The following is a 19,422-nucleotide window of genomic DNA, read 5'->3' as shown; positions in this document are numbered from 1 at the left end:
TTTTGTCAGGAAAATCGCATATGCGGCGACAAAGCCGGCGCATGGCGGTTTTCACCGGCGTCAAATCATCTAGGATTGCCGGGCATCGCGAAGAGGAGAACGCATGACGGTTGGCCGAACGCTTCTGAGGTCCTTTCTGGTTGTGGCCACCCTCGCAGGCGGCCTGCAGGCGACCTTGGCGGACGAGTGGCGCACCACCTCCTCGCTGATCGGAGAGTCCAAATACGGCAACGACTTCCAGCACTACGACTACGTCAATCCCGATGCGCCGAAGGGCGGCACGCTGAATTCGGTGGTGCTCGGCACTTATGACAGTTTCAATCCCTACATCGTGCAGGGTTCGCCGGCTGCAGGCCTCGTCGGATTCGGCGGCGGACTTCTCTACGACACGTTGATGGAGCAGGCTGCCGATGAGGGAAGCACGAACCACGCGCTGATCGCCGACGCCTTCAAATATCCTGCCGATTATTCCTCGGCCACCTATCGCATAGATCCGAGAGCCAAATGGCATGACGGCCAGCCGATCACAGTCGACGACGTGATCTGGTCATTCCAGGTGCTAAAGGCCAACAGCCCGCAATACAGCCGGTATTTCGAGAATATCACCGACGCGGTTGCCATCTCGGACCGCGAGGTCGAGTTCCATTTCAACCAGAAGGGCAACCGCGAACTGCCGCAAATCGTCGGCGACCTGGCGGTGCTGCCCAAGCACTGGTGGGAAGGCACCGATGCCAACGGCAAGAAACGCGACATCACCAGGCCGACGCTGGAGCCGCCGCTCGGTTCTGCCGCCTACAAGATCGCCAGCTTCAAGCCGGGTTCCGAGATCGTCTGGCAGCGCGTGCCGGATTACTGGGCAGCCAAGCTGCCGGTGAAGATCGGCCGCGAGAATTTCGACACCAAGCGATACACCTATATTCTCGACGACAACGCCGAATGGCAGGCCTTCACCAAGGGTGGGTTGAACGACATCAAGCCGGAAAACAGTTCGAGACGCTGGGCGACCTACTACAATTTCCCGGCAATCAAGGCTGGCGACGTCATAAAGCAAGAATTCAAGACCACCTCGCCCGAGCCTATGCAGGCCTTCATGCTCAACCAGCGGCGCCCGCAATTCCAAGATCGGCTTGTGCGCGCGGCGCTGACCTATCCGTTCGACTTCGAAACCATGAACCGCACGCTGTTCTTCGGTTTCAACACCCGCACATCTAGCTATTTCCAAGGCACTGAACTGGCATCCAGCGGCCTCCCGCAAGGCAAGGAACTCGAAATCCTCGAGCCCTATCGCGACAAGCTGCCACCCGAACTGTTCACTCAGGAATTCAAGCTGCCGGTTTATGATTCGCCACAGGCGGAGCGGAAGTACCTGAAGACGGCCGTCGATCTTTTCGCCAAGGCGGGCTGGGTGATCAAAGGCGGCAAGATGGTGAGTGCCAAGACCGGCGAGCCGTTCAAGCTTGAAATCCTCGGCTGGAACGACACCGATCAAGTCATCTCCAGTCCGTATATCGCCAACCTGCGCAAGATCGGCGTCGATGCGACGCTGCGTCTGATCGACCAGACCCAGTACGTCAACCGCGTCAACAACTTCGATTTCGACGTCATCATTTCGCAACTTGGGCAGTCGGAATCGCCCGGAAACGAACAGCGCGATTTCTGGAGTTCGAAGGCGGCAGACAAGCCGGGGTCGCGCAACTATGCCGGCATCAAAAATCCGGTCGTCGATGCCCTGGTGGACCGTATCATCTTCGCCACCGACCGCGCGGATCTGGTCGCCGCCACCCATGCCCTCGACCGGGTGCTGCTGTGGAACTTCTATGTGGTGCCGCAATATCATCGGGCGGTAGTCTGGCTGGCATACTGGAACAAGTTCGGCATTCCGGCCAAGCAGCCGAGCTATCGCGGCGTCGATACGGATTCCTGGTGGATCGATCTCGATAAGGAAAAGACGCTGGCGGCCAAATACAGGGGCAGCAATTGATTGCCACCCGCCGCGACTTTCTGGCATTCGGCGGTGTGGCAGCCGCCGCGGCCCTGCTGCCCCGCAAAGCTTTCGCAACCACCGCGACCGGAGTAAAACTGCACGGCCTGTCGGCCTTCGGCGACTTAAAGTACAAGCCGGACTTCACCCATTTCGACTACGTCAATCCGGACGCGCCCAAGGGCGGACAGATGAATTTCGCGCCGCCGAACGCGACCTTGAATCAGAGTTTCCTGACCTTCAACACACTGAACTCCCTGGTGCTGAAAGGGGATTCGCCGCCGCGCACCGAACTCTGCTTCGATTCGCTGATGACGAGCGCGCTCGATGAACCCGATGCAGTCTATGGCTTGCTTGCCGAATCCGTCACCTTGTCGGCCGATCGCAACGGCTTCCGGTTCATTCTGCGACCGCAAGCGCGTTTCAATGACGGTTCGCCACTAACCGCGGAAGACGTCGTCTTCGCCTTGAAGCTCTATAAGGACAAGGGCCATCCGAACCTGTCCCAGGCCTTGCGATATATGACGGATGCGGTCGCAGTCGACCCCATGACCGTCGACCTCAGCTTCAATGGCAAACAGTCGGCGCAAAACATCCTTGCGGTCGTCAACATGCCGATCGTGTCCAAAGCCTTTTATGCGGCCAATACCTTCGATGCCTCGACTTTGACACCGCCGCTCGGTTCCGGACCATACAAGGTGGGGCGTGTGGTTGCCGGACAGACTGTCGAATATGAGCGCGTTGCCGACTATTGGGGCCGCGATCTTGCCGTGAACCGCGGCGTCGACAATTTCGACCGTATCCGCATCGACTTCTACCTCGATCGCCAGGCGGCGTTTGAGGCCTTCAAAAAAGGCGATACACATTTTCGCGAGGAGTTCACCGCGCGCGTATGGGCGACCGGCTACGACTTTCCGGCGCTGATCGGCGGCAAGGTCGTCAAACGGGAGTTTCTCGGCGAGAAAACGCCGTCCATGCAAGCTGTCGCACTGAATCAGCGTCGCCCTCAATTTCGAGATGCGCGGGTGAGACGAGCGATCGCCAATTGTTTCGATTTCGAGTGGATCCAGCGGGTTCTGTTCTTCGGCTCTTACGAGCGCTCGCAATCGAACTTCGAACGATCGGACTATAAGGCTGAGGGTTTGCCTTCGCCCGGCGAATTGGCACTGCTGGAGCCGTTTCGCGCTGAGTTGCCTCCGGAAACTTTCGGCGACCCGGTGATGCAGCCGGCGTCGGACGGTTCGGGCCATGATCGCAAGCTGTTGGGTGCGGCTTCGAAACTGCTTGCCGAGGCCGGCTGGAAACGAACCGGCAATTTCGTCGTCAATGACAAGGGTGAGCGGCTGCAGGTTGAAATGCTGGCCGAAGACGACGGCCTCGTGCGCATCTTCACGCCATGGGCCGAGAATATGAAAGCGATCGGCATCGACGCTTCGATCCGGCAGGTCGATTCGACGCAATATGAAAGGCGGCAGCGCGATTTCGACTTCGATTTCAACATGCTTGCCTGGTCGATCGGCGCAACGCCGACTGCCGACGGCCTGGAGATACTCTACGACTCACGGATGGCGAAGACGCCCGGCCAGCGCAATTATCCGGGCACCGAGAGCCCTGCCATCGACGCGCTGATCGTGGCGGCAGGCAAGGCGACCACCCGTGACGAACTCGTAACGGCGCTCAGGGCGCTCGACCGGGTCTTGCGCGCACGGCTTGATTGGATTCCTAGTTGGTACTTGGCGAATCACCGCGTCGCCTATTGGGACATGTTCGGCTTTCCCGAGCAGAAACCCGATTTCGGCTTTCCGGTCGAGACGCTGTGGTGGTTCGACAAGGGCAAGGCGGCAAAGATTGGCAAAGCCTGACATGACCGTTCGCGCAGGATTGGCAGCCTGATGGGCGCCTACATACTGCGACGCATCCTGCTGATGATACCGACGCTGTTCGGCATCATGGCGATCTCTTTTGCCGTCATCCAGTTTGCGCCCGGCGGGCCGGTGGAGCAGATCATTGCCAGGTTAACCAACCAAGGCGGCGGCGATCGCCTCAATGGCGGCGGTGGCGGTGACGCCGGCGGCGCCAATTTCGATGCTGCCGGCGACGTCGGCTCGAAGTACCGCGGCGCGCAGGGGCTCGATCCCGAATTCATCAAGAAGCTGGAAAAGCAGTTCGGTTTCGACAAGCCGCCGCTCGAACGCTTCGGCATGATGTTGTGGAACTATGCCCGCTTCGACTTCGGCGACAGCTATTTCCGCGACATCTCAGTGCTCGACCTGATCCTGGAAAAGATGCCGGTGTCGATCTCGATCGGGCTCTGGATCACGCTGCTCTCCTATCTGATCTCAATCCCACTCGGTATTCGCAAGGCAATCAAGGACGGTTCCACCTTCGACGTCTGGACCAGCGGCGTCATCATCGTCGGCTATGCCATACCGGCTTTCTTGTTCGGTATCCTTTTGATGGTGCTATTTGCCGGCGGATCGTTCTGGGACTGGTTTCCGCTGCGCGGCATTGTCTCGGAGAACTGGGACCAACTGTCGTGGCCGGACAGGATCGCCGACTATTTCTGGCACATGACCTTGCCGCTGACGGCGCTGGTGCTGTCCGCCTTCGCCACGACGACGCTGCTGACCAAGAACTCCTTCCTCGAAGAGATCCGCAAACAGTATGTGGTGACGGCGCGCGCCAAGGGCCTGTCGGAGCGACGGGTGCTCTATGGCCATGTCTTTCGCAACGCCATGCTGATCGTCATTGCGGGCTTTCCCGGCGCCTTTATATCGGCCTTCTTCACCGGCTCGCTTTTGATCGAGAACATCTTCTCGCTCGACGGCCTCGGCCTGCTGGGTTTCAAATCCGTGCTCGACCGCGATTATCCGGTGGTATTCGCCACGCTCTACATCTTCTCGCTGCTCGGCCTGTTCGTTAACCTGCTCTCCGACCTCATCTACACTTGGGTCGACCCGCGCATCGATTTCGAGCGAAGGGACGTCTGATGGCAGAAGCCGCTGCCGAGACTCCCGTTCGCATCGCCCGTCCCTGGCTGTCGCCGCTCAATCAGCGACGCCTGCAGAACTTCAGGGCCAACCGGCGCGGCTACTGGTCGCTATGGATTTTCCTTGTCCTGTTCGTGCTGTCGCTGTTTTCCGAACTGATCGCCAACGACAAGCCGATCATTGCTTCCTACAAAGGCGAGATCCTGTTTCCGGTGGCGGTCGCCTACCCCGAGGAAAAGTTCGGCGGCTTCTATGCCGTCACCGATTATCGCGACCCGGTCATCCAGGACGAGATCAACGCCAATGGCTGGATGATCTGGCCGCCGATCCGCTACTCCTATCTGACCGTCAACAACGCCATTCCGGAGGCGGCGCCAACCAAACCGTCCTGGCTGTATGACAAAAAGACGCTGTGCAACCAGTATCCGAAAGGCGCGGGCGACCCGAATTGCTCCATCGGCAACTGGAACTGGCTTGGCACGGACGACCAGGCGCGCGACGTGCTGGCGCGGCTTATCTACGGCTTCAGGATTTCAGTGCTGTTCGGCCTGATCCTGACCGCAGGCTCGTCACTGATCGGCGTCGCGGCCGGCGCGATGCAAGGCTATTTCGGCGGCTGGACCGACCTTCTGTTTCAGCGTTTCATCGAAATCTGGTCGGCGATCCCGGTGCTTTATCTGCTGCTCATCGTCGCTGCCATCCTGCCGCCCGGTTTCTTCATCCTGCTTGGGCTGATGCTCTTGTTCTCCTGGGTGGCGCTGGTCGGCGTGGTCAGGGCCGAGTTTCTGCGCGCCCGCAACTTCGAATATGTGAACGCGGCGCGGGCGCTCGGTGTGCCCAATCTCACCATCATGTTCCGCCACCTGCTGCCAAACGCCATGGTAGCGACGCTAACCTTCCTGCCCTTCCTGCTCTCAGGCTCGATCTCGACGCTGACCTCGCTCGACTATCTCGGCTTCGGCTTGCCGCCCGGCTCCGCCTCGCTGGGCGAATTGCTCAAGCAGGCGCAACGCAATCTCAATGCGCCATGGCTTGGCATTTCCGCCTTTGTCGTCATCTCGCTGATGCTGTCGCTGCTGGTCTTCGTCGGCGAGGCGACGCGCGACGCGTTCGATCCGCGCAAGGCGTTCCGATGAGCGAGCTCCTGCTCTCCGTCCGCGATCTCAGCGTCGCCTTCACGCAAGGCGGCAACGAGTCGATCGCCGTCGATCACATTTCCTTCGACCTCGCCAAGGGCGAGACGGTGGCGCTGGTCGGCGAATCCGGCTCCGGCAAATCGGTCTCGGCGCTGTCGGTGCTGAAGCTCTTGCCCTATCCAACGGCCAGCCATCCCTCCGGCAAGATCCTGTTCCAGGGCGCCGACCTATTGGCGATGAACGAAAAGCAGTTGCGCAGCGTGCGCGGCAACAAGATCACCATGATCTTCCAGGAGCCGATGACCTCGCTCAATCCGCTGCATACGATCGAGCAGCAGATCGTCGAGATTCTGGCGCTGCATCAGGGGTTGGGCGACCGCCAGGCCAAGGCGCGGACGCTGGCGCTGCTCAACGAGGTCGGCATCCGCGAGCCGGAAAAACGGCTCGACGCCTACCCGCACCAGCTGTCCGGCGGCCAGCGCCAGCGCGTCATGATCGCCATGGCGCTGGCCAACGAGCCGGAACTTTTGATCGCCGACGAGCCGACGACGGCGCTCGACGTCACCGTGCAGGCGCAGATTCTCGAATTGCTGGCGGGGCTGAAGGCCCGCAAGGACATGTCGATGCTGTTCATCACCCATGATCTCGGCATCGTCCGCAAGATCGCCGACCGGGTCTGCGTGATGACCAAGGGCAAGATCGTCGAGACCGGGCCGACGAAGGAGATCTTCGCCAACCCGCAGCACGCCTATACCAAGCACCTCCTGGCGGCCGAGCCGAAAGGCAAGCCGCCGGCCGCCAACGCCGCCGCCAAGCCTGTCATGACCGGCAAGGACATCAAGGTCTGGTTTCCCATCAAGAAGGGTTTCTTCCGCACCACCGTCGACAATGTGAAGGCGGTCGACGGCATCGATGTCACCGTGCGCGCCGGCCAGACGCTTGGCGTCGTCGGCGAATCCGGTTCCGGCAAGACGACGCTTGGCCTGGCGCTGGCCCGGATGATCTCGTCGACGGGAACCATCCAGTTCAACGGCAGCGATATCAACCAGTTGTCGTTCAACGCCATGCGGCCGCTGCGGCGCGAATTGCAGATCGTCTTCCAGGATCCGTTCGGCTCGCTCAGCCCGCGCATGTCGGTGTCGGAAATCATCGAGGAAGGGTTGAAGATCCACGAGCCGAAACTCTCGCCCGACCAGCGCGACGACAAGATAGTCGACGTGCTGAAGGAGGTCGGGCTCGATCCCGCAACCAGGAACCGCTATCCGCATGAATTCTCCGGCGGCCAGCGCCAGCGCGTCGCCATAGCGCGCGCCATGGTGCTCAATCCGCGCTTCGTCATGCTGGACGAGCCGACCTCGGCGCTCGACATGAGCGTGCAGGCGCAAGTGGTCGACCTGTTGCGCAATCTGCAGGCCAAGCACGACCTTGCCTATCTGTTCATCAGCCACGATCTGAAAGTCATTCGCGCCCTTGCCAACGACGTCATCGTCATGCGCAATGGCAAGATCGTCGAAGCCGGCCCGTCCGAACAGATTTTCGAGCGGCCGCAGACCGACTATACCAAGGCGCTGATCTCGGCCGCGTTCAGGATCGAGACGGCGCCGGTCGGCATCGTCAGTGAATAACAGGTTCAGGCTGGACTAACAGGGAAGAAAAATCCGCAAATGGAAAAAGGCAAAATCCTGCTTGCCGTCACCGGCTTTCATCCGCAGCGCTGGCGCGAGCTGCTGTCGGCGGAACGCGAGGTGGTGCTGGAGCCGGACGGTGCTTCGGACCCGTCGATCACCTATGCGGTGGTGTGGAAGCAGAAGCCGAACCTCCTGAAGTCGCTGCCCAATCTGCGCGCCATCTTCTCGATCGGCGCCGGCGTCGACCACATCTTCGCCGATCCCGGCCTGCCCGACGTGCCGATCGTCAAAGTGGTCGCCGACAATCTTACCCAGTACATGACTGAATATGTCGTGTGGCGGGTGCTCGACCATCACCGCCAGGGCATGCTCTACCGCGCCCAACAGCCGAAGAAGATCTGGCACGAGCCGCCGCAACGGCCGGCCGGCGACATTTCGGTCGGCATTATGGGGCTCGGCAATCTCGGCCGTGCGGCCGCGTCGGTGCTGTTGTCGCTCGGCTTCGCCGTCAATGGCTGGTCGCGCAACGACAAGACCATGAAAGGCGTCTCGACCTATGCCGGCGAGGCCGGACTGATCCCCTTCCTCAACGCCACCGACATATTGGTGGTGCTGTTGCCACTGACGCCGGACACGCAAGGCATCATCAACCACGGCGTGCTGAAGGAACTGCGCAAGCGCAATGGCCTCGGCGGCTCGGTGCTGATCAATGCCGGGCGCGGCCGGCTGCAAAAGGACGCAGACATTTTGCGCGCGCTGGATGACGGCACGTTGAAGGAGGCAAGCCTCGACGTGTTCGAGGTCGAGCCGCTGCCGAAAACCAGCCCGCTGTGGGGCCACCCGAAAGTGTTCGTGACGCCGCATGCGGCGGCAACCTCGGACCCCGTTCACCTGGCGCCGATCATGCTTCGCCAGATGGATGCCTTCGAGCGCGGCGAAAAGCTCGACAATCTGGTGGACCGCAAGGCGGGGTACTAGCCGGACTTCACCTGGCCAGGTCCCAGTCCCGGAAGCAGTTCTTGATTGCCCGCAGGGACGACAGCTGGAGCTTTGGCAGGTCGAGCTGGGCGAACATCGCTTGATATCGCTTGCGGTTTTCCGGCGTAGCCACGGCAATATGGTGGATCATGTCCCATTTGATGCTGTCGCGTCCGCCTTCCAGGGCGCCGAGACGCTCGCTCTCGAACAGCGTTCGCCTGATATAGCGCAACAGACTAACCGGCGTGGAGATGTCCAACAGGATCAGTCCAGTCGCCCGTTTGAAGCGCTGCGGCATGCCGATCGAATAATTTCCATCCATCACCCAGCGTTCGCCGGCGATGGCGGCGTCATGCAGAGCCATAAATTCGCTCTTGGGGCGCTGTTCCCAATCGGTGTTGGGAAGATGGAACAGCTGATCGAGATGAATAACCTCCAGATTGCGCTTCCGGCCAATGGCGTCGGCAAGGGTCGACTTGCCGCTATTGGACGGCCCGAGGATACAGATGCGGTCACCCAGCTCCGAGAGGTCCATCCGATCGTGCCCCTAGAGGTAGCTTGTCGCCTGCGATCCCGACGGTGACGGCTTAGCTCGGCAGAGCGAACTTCTTCTGCTTGCTGGGCTTGCCGCAGTCGCGGCGTTCTAGTGAGCGGTTCATGGCGTCGATCTTGCCGCTTGCCAGGTCGGTGTCGCGCTTGCTTTTGGAACGCATATCCGGCGTGAACGGGCCAAAGCCCATCGCCGGATTGGAGAAGCTTGGCTTTGCATCCGTCGAAAGATGATATTGCTGCGCCAGCCCGTTGCGCTGCGCCAGCAATTGATCGCAAGGCACGCTGTCATACTGCAGCGACGATTGCACGTCCTGGTCCTGTCGTTCGGACATCGAACTGCCCATGCAGCCGGCCATCGCCAGGCAAGACGCCAAGACCATCATGTTCCAGCGCATCCGTTTCTCCTCAATACCGAACCGAGCGGACCTTCTCTCGGCAGATATCCTATCTGATGCCGCGCCAGCCGAAAAAATCCTATTCACATTTTCGAACAGGACGAGACATCAGCCGGACGATAGCGTCGCCAGCACGGCCAGCCCATCGACCGGCTGGCGGCGATCCAAGCGGATGACGGTGGGCTGCACGGACAGCACCGACAGGCCGCTGGTGGTAAGCACCCGCTCGACATAGGCTTGAGAATGGGCGTAGCGGCGCGATGGCCGCAGCGCGAAACCGGCTTCACCGGCCGCCTCGCCTTCGCCTGGCGTCTCGACGGAAAAGGCAAACAGGCCATTGGCGGCCAGAATGCCGGCGACGGCCTTCACCACGCCGTCGAGCGCACCGACATAGATGAACACGTCGGCCGCAACCACTAGATCGGCCTTCGGGCCGGCATAGGCGAAATGCTGCAGGTCGGCCTTGGCGAGCAGGTCGTAGACGCCCTTGGCGCGGGCCTTTTTCAGCATGGCGGCGGAGATGTCGTAGCCCACCAGCCGATCGGCGATCGGCCGCAGTCTTTCGCCCATCAGGCCGGTGCCGCAGCCGAGGTCGAGAGCAAGCGGAAAACGACCGGGCCTTGCCACTCGAATGGCGCGATCGAGAAACTCCGGCAGCCGGTAGCCGAGCTCGTCGACCAGCTCACCCTCGAAGCTTTCGGCATAATGGTCGAACAGCGTTTCGATGAAGGCGCTGGGTGGCGCCGCGGCAGCAGGCGCCTTGCCGATCAGTTGCAGCTTCAGCGCAGCCCCGAGGCGATCCGCCGGGTCGAGTTTCAGCGCCATAGCCCAGGCCTGCGCCGCCAGGTCGAACTGCTCCCTTGTCTCCTGCATCTCGCCGAGGCGGAACCAGCCCGCCGCCCATTGCGGCGCCAGTTCCAGCGCGCCGAGCAGCAATTCCGCTGCTGCCGCAGGGTCGCCCGAGCCGAAAAGCATCTCGGCATAGTCGGCACGGCGGTCGGCGGTCAGGTCGCCGGACGAGGTTTTCAGCGTTTGCATGGCGATGGGTCCGCCGGCTGATGCGGCCGGTGGCTGGCTGTAGGACGAGTCAGCAGTCTCTTGCAACAGGCTTCCCGCGCCGGAATTAGCCACTATCTTGACGGGATGCGCGCCAGCGACCTGCTCCATCCCCGGCCGGAGGGCCTCTATTGCCCGCCCGGCGATTTCTTCATCGACCCGGTGCGGCCGGTCAACCGGGCCCTGATCACACATGGCCATACCGACCATGCCCGCTCCGGCCACCGCTCGGTGCTGGCCACACAACAGACGCTCGACATTATGGGACTGCGTTATGGCGAGGACTTTGCCGGGACGACGCAGGCCGCAGCCCTCGGCGAGGCAATGGCGCTGAACGATGTCACGGTTACCTTTCATCCGGCCGGCCATGTGCTGGGCTCGGCGCAGATCGCGGTCGAGCACAAGGGCAGGCGCATCGTCGCCTCCGGCGATTACAAGCGCCAGAAGGACGCGACCTGCGCACCCTTCGAGCCGGTGAAATGCGACGTGTTCATCACCGAGGCGACTTTCGGCCTGCCGGTGTTTCGCCATCCACCCGACACGGAAGAGATCGCCCGCCTGCTCAAATCGGCGGCGCAGTTTCCCGAGCGCTCGCATCTGGTTGGCGCCTATGCGCTGGGCAAGGCGCAGCGGGTGATGCGGCTGCTGCTTGATGCCGGCTACGACAGGCCGATCTACATCCACGGCGCGCTGGCGAAACTCAGCGAATATTACCAGAGCCAGGGCATCGACTTGGGCACGCTGGAGCCGGCAACGGTGGACAGCGGCGGCAAGCAGGATTTCACCGGCGCCATCGTCGTCGGCCCGCCATCGGCCTTCGCCGACCGTTGGGCGCGGCGCTTTCCCGACCCGATCTCGTGCTTTGCGTCGGGCTGGATGCGCATCCGCCAGCGCGCCAAGCAAGGCGGCGTCGAACTGCCACTGATCATCTCCGACCATGCCGACTGGGACGAGCTGACCGCCACCATCAAGGAAACGGGCGCCGGCGAAATCTGGGTAACGCATGGCCGCGAGGAAGCGCTGGTGCGCTGGTGTGAGCTGGAAGGCATCGCCGCGCGGCCGCTGCATCTGGTCGGCTATGAGGACGAGGGCGATTGAGTTGAACCGCTTCGCCGAACTCCTCGACCGCCTGGTGCTGACGCCGTCGCGCAACGGCAAGCTGACGCTGCTGGTCGACTATTTCCGCAGCGTCGAGGATCCCGACCGCGGCCTAGCGCTGGCGGCGATTACCGGCGACCTCAACATTGCGGCGGTCAAGCCGGCCATGCTGCGCACGCTGGTCACCGAGCGCATGGACCCGGTGCTGTTCGGCTATTCCTACGACTATGTCGGCGACCTGGCCGAAACGGTCTCGCTGGTCTGGCCGCAAACGCCGGGGCATATCCCCAACCGGGAGCCGACGCTTGGCGATGTGGTGGCAAAATTGCAAGCGGCAAGCCGCTCCGACGGGCCGAGAGTGCTGGCCGGCCTGCTCGACAGCGCCGGCATCTCGGCGCGCTTCGCCATCATCAAGCTGGTCACCGGCGGCTTGCGCATCGGCGTTTCGGCGCGGCTGGCCAAACAGGCGCTGGCCGATTTCGGCAAGGTCGACGTCGCCGAGATCGAGGAGCTGTGGCACGGCCTGACATCGCCTTACATCTCGTTGTTCGCCTGGCTGGAGGGCAAGGCCGAAAAGCCGCAGCGGACGGCGCTCGCCCTGTTCAGCCCGGTGATGCTGTCGAACCCGGTCGGCGACCGCGATCTCGAAAAGCTCGATCCGGCCGACTATGCCGCCGAATGGAAATGGGACGGCATCCGTGTCCAGGCTGTGTGCGAAGGCGGTGTGCGCCGGCTCTATTCGCGCACCGGCGACGATGTCTCCAGCGCCTTTCCGGATCTCGCCGAAGCCATGAATTTTTCCGCCGCGCTCGACGGCGAATTGCTGGTCGGCGAACCCGCCGCGACGGGCACGTTTTCGGACCTGCAGCAGCGGCTGAACCGCAAGAGCGTGACGCCGAAGATACAGCAACAGTATCCGGCCTTCATGCGCTGCTACGATGCGCTGCAGATCGACGGCGAGGATTTGCGCGCATTGCCCTTTCGCGAGCGACGAGTTCACCTCGAAGCCTTCATCAAGACGCTCGACCCCAGCCGCTTCGATCTTTCGCCGTTCGTCGAATTTTCAGATTGGCTGTCGCTGGAGGAACTGCGCCGGGCACCGCCGCACCCGATCATCGAAGGCGTGATGCTGAAGCGCTGGGATTCGCCTTATCTCGCGGGACGGCCGAAAGGCCCGTGGTTCAAGTGGAAGCGCGATCCGCACACGGTCGATGCGGTGCTGATGTATGCGCAACGCGGCCACGGCAAGCGCTCCAGCTTCTATTCGGACTATACGTTCGGCGTCTGGTCGGGGCCGGAAGGCGCGGAAGAACTGGTGCCGGTCGGCAAAGCCTATTTCGGCTTCACCGACGAGGAACTGAAGCAGATCGACAAATTTGTCCGCGACAACACGGTCGAGCGTTTCGGCCCAGTGCGCTCGGTGCGCGCCGACCGCAAGCAAGGCCTGGTGCTGGAGGTGGCGTTCGAAGGCCTCAACCGCTCGACCCGGCACAAATCCGGCGTCGCGATGCGCTTCCCGCGCGTCTCACGCCTACGCTGGGACAAGCCGACCGCCGAAGCCGACCGCATCGAGACGCTGCAGGCACTGCTCGATCGCTAAACGTAATTCCGAACGAAGATCCTATTCCAGGCAGGAGCGCAGATGATTTCCCGATCCGACAAGGTTAACCGTTTTCGCGCTCTTCACGCATCCGGCTGCTTCGTGATCCCCAATCCGTGGGACATCGCCGGCGCGCGGATGATGGCGGGCATGGGCTTCAAGGCGCTGGCGACGACGTCGTCGGGCTATGCATTCTCGAAAGGCAGGAAAGACGGAGCGCTGGACGTCAGCCGCGACGAGAGCCTGGCCTATGCCGCCGAGATAGCGGCTTCGACCGATGTTCCAGTTACCGCCGATCTGGAGGACGGGTACGAAGACACGCCCGAGGGGGTTGCCGAGACCGTTAGGCTCGCGGCGGAAGCTGGATTGGCAGGGCTGTCCATCGAGGATCGGCAGCCGAATTCCGGTCTGCCGATACGCGATTTTGACGGCGCGGTGGCGCGGGTGGCTGCCGCCACTGACGCCGCGCGAAAATACAACATCGTGCTGACCGCCCGCGCCGATGGCCTGGGCAAAGGCGCCTATGATCTCGAAGAAGTCATTCGCCGCCTGAAGGTCTTCGAGACGCTCGGCGCCGAGGTCCTCTATGCGCCCGGTGTGCCGGACCTGGCGTCCCTCGAGAAGCTCTGCCGTTCAGTCAGCGCTCCGGTCAATCATGTGCTCGGCCAGGGTGTCTCTGGATTGACCCTCGACCAGATTGCTCAAGCCGGTGTGCGGCGGATCAGCGTCGGTGGATCGCTTGCCCGCGCAGCCGGCGGAGCGCTGATGGCAATCTGTCAGGAAATTGCGGCAGGCGACTTCACCGCGCTGGAATCCGCCCCGGCCTGGAGCGTCCTGCGCAGCCCGAAAGCGATGATCTAGATCGCAGGAGCCGCGCCCACCCCGTCAGGCTGCCGGGCTTACGGTTCGATCGAGACGCGGATCTCGTAGATATCGACCGCCTTGCCCTGCTTGTCGAAGTCGGAGTTGATGGCGATGCTGCCGGCCGCGCCCGGGGGCTTGTCGGGGAACTTCACGTCGAACAGATATTCGTTGCGCTGCTGGCCGACGGCATAGCGCTTGCGGCCGCAATCGCCAAGATCGCCGAAATTGCAGTCGATGGAGATTTGCGTGTCCTTGCCGTCCTCGGCACGGGCGACGATGTCGAACACCGCATGCTTGCCGGCAAGCTTCTCCAGCACGCCCTGCCCGACATCGAAGCTGATGGCCGAGCCGGAAGCGCCGGAACGGATGCGCAGGAAGGAGCCGGTATCGTCCTGCACGACATCGGCCTTCGCGTCGGAAGGCGTCGCGACATGCGTCGGATCGGTGGGCGTAAACACGTTGATCCAGTCGCGCGTCTGTTCGGCCGAACCGGGCTGTAGCGGCGCGCCAGGCTGCTGCGGCGCGTTTGTATCGGCGGGCGGCGTGAAATCGTCATCGTCGACCGTCGGTGGCGCCTCGGGTGGGGCCGTGTCGAGCTGCGCCGGCGTCTTGAAGACGCCGGTCTGGACGGCGAAATAGAGGCCGATGCCGGCGGCGGCGAGCAAAGTGACGCCAAAGAAGATCGCCGTCAGCGGCAGGCGGCGGCCTCTTATCCGCCTTTCGTCGCGGTCAGGCGCCACTTCGGTCGCGGCCTCGGCCGGCGCGGAATCGGCCATGTCGATCGCCGGGGCGCGGGGCAACGCAGCATCGGGCATGATGTCGGGGACGACCGGCAGCACGCGCGAGCGCGGCGCGTCGGATGCATCGGGCTGAACCGGCCCATCAACGACGATCGCCGGCGACGGGCCGGCCGCGACGCCTGTCGGGGCATCGACAGCAGGCGCTTCGGCGGCGCCTTGCGTCTCCGCAGTATCTTGAGCCTGAGCGGCGCCTTGCGTCTGCGCAGCGTCTTGCGTCTGCGCAGCGCTCTGCGTCTGCGCAGCGCTCTGCGTCTGCGCGGCGACATCGGGGACCGCCGGCAGGAATTCCGATTCGATCTCGGTGATCTTTTCCTGCACCGCCTTGCGGCGCTTGATGGCGGCTTCCACCGTCACGCCGGGATTGGCCTGAAGGACGCGGTCCAGCGCCGCGAAGGCCGATCGATAGACCCTCTCGCGAAACGCCCGGTCCTCGGCATTGCCTTTCTCGAAGGCGTTGCGGATCGCTTTTTCGATCGCGTCCAAGCGAATTTCCCCTGTCCGTTCGCTCACATTGCCATGATCGTTAGCCGCAGGCGGCCAATCAATCAACGGGCGAGCGTCCGCATTCTGCCTCGGCGGGGCGTTGAAAGCCAATTTCCAGGGTTTTTAACAATAAAATCAGCCTGTTTCGTCACCTTCCCGGGCAATTTACGCGCAGACCGCCGAGGTTATCCCACGCGATCGAAAAACGAAACGAGACGTGGCTCCCTCCAGCGCAAACGGGAAATGCCGGGACGATTTGCCGGATACCGCCTTGAAATCGCGGTTGCCCATCTTGAATTAGCGGCCGGTTGAGTCTATCACCCAGCCGATCTTGGAAGCCCTGCGCTTCCCGGGCCGCTTTAGCTCAGTTGGTAGAGCACATCATTCGTAATGATGGGGTCAGGTGTTCGAGTCACCTAAGCGGCACCAGATTTTCTAAGGAAAATCAAGCGCCTAGATCCAACCATCCGGGCGATCGAGTTGGAGACATCGCTTTCGGCCAAGCCTTTGTCTGCGCGTTGTCTCCAGAAAAATGCTGGCTACCGGATACGGATGGCGAGCAGCGGCGGAGTTCCTGGCCTCGACGCTCCGCGCCAATCGCGATTCGGCGTGGGCGAAGCAGCCGATTGGAGTACGGATTGGCCGAAGACGACGGTGGCGCTCGTCGGTCCCTTTTGCCGCAGCGGATCTAGATTGAGCAGGATCCGGCGTGTTGCGAGTGCTGCCAAGGGCGTATGTGCCCTGGGCGTATAGCGGACTTGGCCGGGGTTGCTGTTGGCTCGGCCCAGTCACCAATGACCAGTTATCCCGCGCCGCCTGGAAGCTCGCGCTGGACCACTCGGCCGAGACTTGCAGGTCACCAGCTTGGATTCCGGCCTTTGAGATCGTCGTCCGGAGCGACCTGCGGCTGGCGGCGAAGACTGGTGTAGGGGTCCATATAGGCGAGTTTGAGCGCATCGTTCCACAAACTGAATATTTCCCTTAGCGACGCGCCAAATTCGAGGCTGGGGAAGCTTGGCCGTGGCAGGCTGAGGCGACGGATGGTGATCGGGGCTTTGGCGGAGATATCGGTCATGGCGTCCCTGTGATTGCGAGAATGACACCGCTTTCCACTCAGGTCCTTGGCTTGGACCTGAAGAGTCCTGAACAGTCCTGAAGTTCGCCTTCAGGATCATCTTGGATTATCCTGCTCGCGAGGGATGGGTTCTCGGCCAATGGATCTGGAGTTTGCGAACTATCGTTTGAAGCGAGCCGAAAGGCTGCTGTTGGGGCCGAAGGGGCCGGTAGAGCTTTCGGCACGATCCTTCGACATTCTCGCCATGTTGCTCGAGAGGCCAGATGAGGTCGTTGGCAAGACTGAACTTTTCGATGCGGTTTGGCCCGGCGTAAGCGTGGAGGAGAACACGCTGCAGGTTCACATTTCGGCGCTTCGCAAGACTCTGGACACCGGCATGATCATGACCGTGCACGGCCGGGGCTACAAATATGCCGGTCCCCGACCCATCGCTGCTACCGGCGAAACCCCGATGCCGGCCAAGCCATCCGTCGCCGTCCTACCCTTTGCCAATCTCAGCGGCGATGCGACGCAGGATATTTTCTGCGAAGGATTGACGCTCAACATCGTCGCCAATCTCGGGCGCTTTCACGAATTGTTCGTCATCGACAGGTTTTCGACCCTGGCGTACCGGAACCGGCCGGTGACATCGGCCGAGGCCGCGCGTGAACTCGCGGTTCGCTACATCCTGGAGGGAAGTGTTCAGAAGGCTGGGGATCGCATCCGCGTCTCGGTCCAACTTGTCGACGGAACCGAGAGCCGGCAGCTTTGGACCGAGACCTATGACCGGCAACTGACGGATATCTTCTCGGTCCAGGACGAAATCACCGGGACGATCATCGGCACGCTTGCGTCCGGCTACGGCGGCAGGCTCGGCAAGGCCTGGCGCCACCGAAGCAAATCCGCCGGACTCGAGAGTTTCGTCGCCCTGGACCATCTACAGCGCGCCATAGATGTCTGTCGTTTAACCAGGGAAGGAGAGATCCTTGCCAGGGAGCATCTGACCAGGGCAATCGAATGTGATCCGAGACTTGCCAAGGCCTATAGCAAAATGGCTATGAGTCACACGGTCGACGCCTATTGCGGCTGGGCCGACGACCATGACGTCTCGATAGAACTGGCCCGCCGATGGGCGGTCGAGGCGATTGCCTGCGACGACGGCGATTCCTGGTCCTTTTGGGCGTTCGCCAACTATCATTTGTATACATTGAATCACGGCGTGGCACTTGAGGCCTTTCGGAAGGCCCTCGAATGCAATCCCAACGACGCTGACGTGACGACCGACTACGCGCTTTGCCTGAGCTATGCGGGCAGGGCGGAAGAAGGCATCGAGCACGCGCTAAAGGCCATGCGCCTCAATCCCTTTCACTACGAATGGTACACTTCCCAATTGGGCCAGATCTATTTTGATGCCCGCCAATATGACAAGGCCATCGCCACCTTCGCCTGCCTGCGCTCGCTGGATAGCGCCGTCATGCGTCTTTATCAGGCTGCCAGCTTCGCTGCCGTCGGGAACCAGCAACTGGCCCAGAAATCGGTGAAACACGCTCTCGAACTCGATGCAGGCGCCACGCTGGAAAAATGGACCGATCCGAAGCTCGCGCCCTATGGTGATGCCGCTTACCTTGAGCATTTTCGAAAGAATCTCCGCAAGGCCGGCCTTCAGGAGCGGGCCGCGCCGCAGTCGCATTCGGAGCGAAGCGGACATCGATCGAGCAACGCTTAGAGAACCGGATTGTGAGTACGCACCCTAATCAGTAACCGAGCGCCGTCACCGTGTGCTCGAATAGAGCCAGCGAAGCCGTCGCACCGTCGGCTTCGCCCTTCTCAAAATCCCCGTCAACCTGCCCCATCTGGTTCGTTAGGTGCGCAAAACACGCGACGCTGCGCTGCCGAGCCGCAGCAAAGGCGCAAAGCGCCGCCGCTTCCATCTCGACCGCCAGAATACCCTCGGCGCGCATGCTATCGATCGCGGCCTGCGTTTCGCGAAACGGTGCATCGGTGGTCCAGGTCGGGCCGACGAGCACCGGCGAGCGCAAATCGGCAAAGCGACCGCCGAGTCTCTGGAGAACGCTTTCCGGCGCTACGCTGAATCGCGACGGCGGCAGATAGTGATAGCTGGTGCCTTCATCACGAAGCGCGCGGTCGATGAGGATGAAGTAGGGCAAGAAAAATATTCCTTCCGCCATCGTTCATCCCGATTCTGGCAGCAAAAGTGATTCCCGCGATGAACAATGCATAGAGGAACAAGGCCAGAGCAACGGCGCGCCCCTTTCTTTTGACAAGGAAGAAGCCTCCTTGTGCACACGCAGCGGTCGGCGGGCGAAACAGTTATGGTAATTTCGGCGCGCATCCGTCCGACTCGCGCACTAAACGGTCGATAAGAATTCCGCACATAGATTTCAAATGTCAGATTTTCTCTACTGGCTAATCGTTGTTTCCGCATCAAAGATGCAGTTCCAAGAACAGGTTTTGTATTCTTGACGACAGTCTCTACCCCTGCTTGGCTTGCACATACTGTAGACTTGCGCACAATCCGAACCGCAGCTTTTACGCTCTCCGGCGTCTGCTAGGACGCTTTCATCGATATTGGTCTTGGAAGTCACACTACATTGATGAATATACCATGGTAGGCTCGATGACTCATTCGTGTCGTTGCATTGCTCGGCGGCAATCGCCGATACATTTATAATGGCAACAAAACCGAGAGAAACTAAGCTTACAAACGATATGTAGCGCATGATTTCTCCTTTTTGATTTATGATTTACTTAAGGAACTGGAACGAATTCCATTGCACCGGCTTCAT

15 protein-coding genes, 1 tRNA gene and 1 pseudogene are annotated in these 19,422 nt (G+C 61.5%); 11 read left to right on the top strand and 6 right to left on the bottom strand.

Annotated features, from left to right (window positions below):
• The first annotated feature begins 103 nt into the window (after positions 1-103).
• Genes AC04SG_RS04480 through AC04SG_RS04455 form a run of 6 tightly spaced genes read left to right on the top strand, consistent with a single transcriptional unit; the run spans position 104 to position 8,713 of the window.
• Positions 104-1,981: an extracellular solute-binding protein gene (locus tag AC04SG_RS04480; RefSeq protein WP_488550076.1), complete on the top strand. Its 1,878-nt coding sequence runs from the start codon at positions 104-106 to the stop codon at positions 1,979-1,981.
• Positions 1,981-3,843: an extracellular solute-binding protein gene (locus tag AC04SG_RS04475; protein ID WP_488550231.1), complete on the top strand. Its 1,863-nt coding sequence runs from the start codon at positions 1,981-1,983 to the stop codon at positions 3,841-3,843. The genes AC04SG_RS04480 and AC04SG_RS04475 overlap by 1 nt, the downstream gene beginning before the upstream one ends.
• A 30-nt stretch (positions 3,844-3,873) precedes the next feature.
• Positions 3,874-4,971 carry a microcin C ABC transporter permease YejB gene (locus tag AC04SG_RS04470; RefSeq protein WP_352555391.1) on the top strand — a complete coding sequence of 366 codons (1,098 nt, stop codon included), beginning with the start codon at positions 3,874-3,876 and terminating at the stop codon, positions 4,969-4,971.
• Positions 4,971-6,107 (top strand): ABC transporter permease, encoded by a 1,137-nt coding sequence (locus tag AC04SG_RS04465; protein ID WP_488550075.1) that lies wholly within the window; start codon positions 4,971-4,973, stop codon positions 6,105-6,107. The genes AC04SG_RS04470 and AC04SG_RS04465 overlap by 1 nt, the downstream gene beginning before the upstream one ends.
• The gene (locus tag AC04SG_RS04460; protein WP_488550074.1) at positions 6,104-7,732 is read left to right on the top strand and encodes an ABC transporter ATP-binding protein; all 1,629 of its coding nucleotides are present in this window, start codon (positions 6,104-6,106) and stop codon (positions 7,730-7,732) included. The genes AC04SG_RS04465 and AC04SG_RS04460 overlap by 4 nt, the downstream gene beginning before the upstream one ends.
• Positions 7,733-7,771: 39 nt before the next feature.
• Entirely contained in the window at positions 7,772-8,713 is a 942-nt protein-coding gene (locus AC04SG_RS04455; RefSeq protein WP_112560682.1) for a 2-hydroxyacid dehydrogenase, read from the top strand.
• A gap of 7 nt (positions 8,714-8,720) precedes the next feature.
• On the opposite strand, the gene AC04SG_RS04450 is transcribed toward AC04SG_RS04455, so the two are convergent.
• The 3 genes from AC04SG_RS04450 to AC04SG_RS04440 all read right to left on the bottom strand — a co-directional run bounded on the left by AC04SG_RS04450 (position 8,721) and on the right by AC04SG_RS04440 (position 10,698).
• Positions 8,721-9,248, bottom strand: a complete 528-nt coding sequence (locus AC04SG_RS04450) for a P-loop NTPase family protein (protein ID WP_488550073.1) — start codon at positions 9,246-9,248, stop codon at positions 8,721-8,723.
• 52 nt (positions 9,249-9,300) lie between these two features.
• Entirely contained in the window at positions 9,301-9,660 is a 360-nt protein-coding gene (locus AC04SG_RS04445; protein ID WP_488550072.1) for a hypothetical protein, read from the bottom strand.
• A gap of 108 nt (positions 9,661-9,768) precedes the next feature.
• On the bottom strand, positions 9,769-10,698 hold the full coding sequence (locus AC04SG_RS04440; protein ID WP_488550071.1) for a methyltransferase domain-containing protein: 930 nt from the start codon (positions 10,696-10,698) through the stop codon (positions 9,769-9,771).
• A 105-nt stretch (positions 10,699-10,803) separates the two neighbouring features.
• Here AC04SG_RS04440 and AC04SG_RS04435 point away from each other — a divergent pair, with 105 nt between their 5' ends.
• The 3 genes from AC04SG_RS04435 to AC04SG_RS04425 are packed head-to-tail and all read left to right on the top strand — an operon-like array spanning position 10,804 to position 14,275.
• Positions 10,804-11,814, top strand: a complete 1,011-nt coding sequence (locus tag AC04SG_RS04435) for a ligase-associated DNA damage response exonuclease (protein ID WP_488550230.1) — start codon at positions 10,804-10,806, stop codon at positions 11,812-11,814.
• 1 nt (position 11,815) lies between these two features.
• On the top strand, positions 11,816-13,414 hold the full coding sequence (locus AC04SG_RS04430) for a cisplatin damage response ATP-dependent DNA ligase (protein WP_488550070.1): 1,599 nt from the start codon (positions 11,816-11,818) through the stop codon (positions 13,412-13,414).
• Positions 13,415-13,456: 42 nt separating this feature from the next.
• Entirely contained in the window at positions 13,457-14,275 is an 819-nt protein-coding gene (locus AC04SG_RS04425; RefSeq protein WP_488550069.1) for an isocitrate lyase/PEP mutase family protein, read from the top strand.
• Between the two features lie 38 nt (positions 14,276-14,313).
• Here AC04SG_RS04425 and AC04SG_RS04420 read toward each other — a convergent pair whose 3' ends face one another.
• On the bottom strand, positions 14,314-15,561 hold the full coding sequence (locus tag AC04SG_RS04420) for a hypothetical protein (RefSeq protein WP_488550068.1): 1,248 nt from the start codon (positions 15,559-15,561) through the stop codon (positions 14,314-14,316).
• A 353-nt stretch (positions 15,562-15,914) separates the two neighbouring features.
• On the opposite strand from AC04SG_RS04420, the gene AC04SG_RS04415 reads away from it, so the two are divergent.
• Positions 15,915-15,990: transfer RNA gene (locus AC04SG_RS04415), tRNA-Thr, on the top strand.
• A 427-nt stretch (positions 15,991-16,417) separates the two neighbouring features.
• On the opposite strand, the gene AC04SG_RS04410 is transcribed toward AC04SG_RS04415, so the two are convergent.
• A complete protein-coding gene (locus tag AC04SG_RS04410) occupies positions 16,418-16,636 on the bottom strand; it encodes a hypothetical protein (protein WP_488550067.1) in 219 nt (72 codons plus the stop codon).
• Between the two features lie 166 nt (positions 16,637-16,802).
• Here AC04SG_RS04410 and AC04SG_RS04405 point away from each other — a divergent pair, with 166 nt between their 5' ends.
• The gene (locus AC04SG_RS04405) at positions 16,803-18,341 is read left to right on the top strand and encodes a winged helix-turn-helix domain-containing tetratricopeptide repeat protein (protein ID WP_488550066.1); all 1,539 of its coding nucleotides are present in this window, start codon (positions 16,803-16,805) and stop codon (positions 18,339-18,341) included.
• A 28-nt stretch (positions 18,342-18,369) separates the two neighbouring features.
• Here the strand turns inward: AC04SG_RS04405 and AC04SG_RS04400 are convergent.
• Positions 18,370-18,780, bottom strand: a pseudogene (locus tag AC04SG_RS04400) (phosphorylase family protein); the annotation flags it as partial.
• Positions 18,781-19,422: the final 642 nt, after the last annotated feature.

This window comes from Mesorhizobium sp. CNPSo 4684 (genome assembly GCF_057784315.1).
The sequence above is the reverse complement of the archived record's forward strand: the minus strand, read 5'-3'. Positions and strand labels throughout refer to the sequence as shown.

Coding starts and splice junctions, on each gene's coding strand:
- AC04SG_RS04480 (WP_488550076.1), top strand. CDS start 104: ATGACGGTTGGCCGAACGCTTCTGAGGTCCTTTCTGGTTGTGGCCACC.
- AC04SG_RS04470 (WP_352555391.1), top strand. CDS start 3,874: ATGGGCGCCTACATACTGCGACGCATCCTGCTGATGATACCGACGCTG.
- AC04SG_RS04465 (WP_488550075.1), top strand. CDS start 4,971: ATGGCAGAAGCCGCTGCCGAGACTCCCGTTCGCATCGCCCGTCCCTGG.
- AC04SG_RS04460 (WP_488550074.1), top strand. CDS start 6,104: ATGAGCGAGCTCCTGCTCTCCGTCCGCGATCTCAGCGTCGCCTTCACG.
- AC04SG_RS04455 (WP_112560682.1), top strand. CDS start 7,772: ATGGAAAAAGGCAAAATCCTGCTTGCCGTCACCGGCTTTCATCCGCAG.
- AC04SG_RS04450 (WP_488550073.1), bottom strand. CDS start 9,248: ATGGACCTCTCGGAGCTGGGTGACCGCATCTGTATCCTCGGGCCGTCC.
- AC04SG_RS04445 (WP_488550072.1), bottom strand. CDS start 9,660: ATGCGCTGGAACATGATGGTCTTGGCGTCTTGCCTGGCGATGGCCGGC.
- AC04SG_RS04440 (WP_488550071.1), bottom strand. CDS start 10,698: ATGCAAACGCTGAAAACCTCGTCCGGCGACCTGACCGCCGACCGCCGT.
- AC04SG_RS04435 (WP_488550230.1), top strand. CDS start 10,804: ATGCGCGCCAGCGACCTGCTCCATCCCCGGCCGGAGGGCCTCTATTGC.
- AC04SG_RS04425 (WP_488550069.1), top strand. CDS start 13,457: ATGATTTCCCGATCCGACAAGGTTAACCGTTTTCGCGCTCTTCACGCA.
- AC04SG_RS04410 (WP_488550067.1), bottom strand. CDS start 16,636: ATGACCGATATCTCCGCCAAAGCCCCGATCACCATCCGTCGCCTCAGC.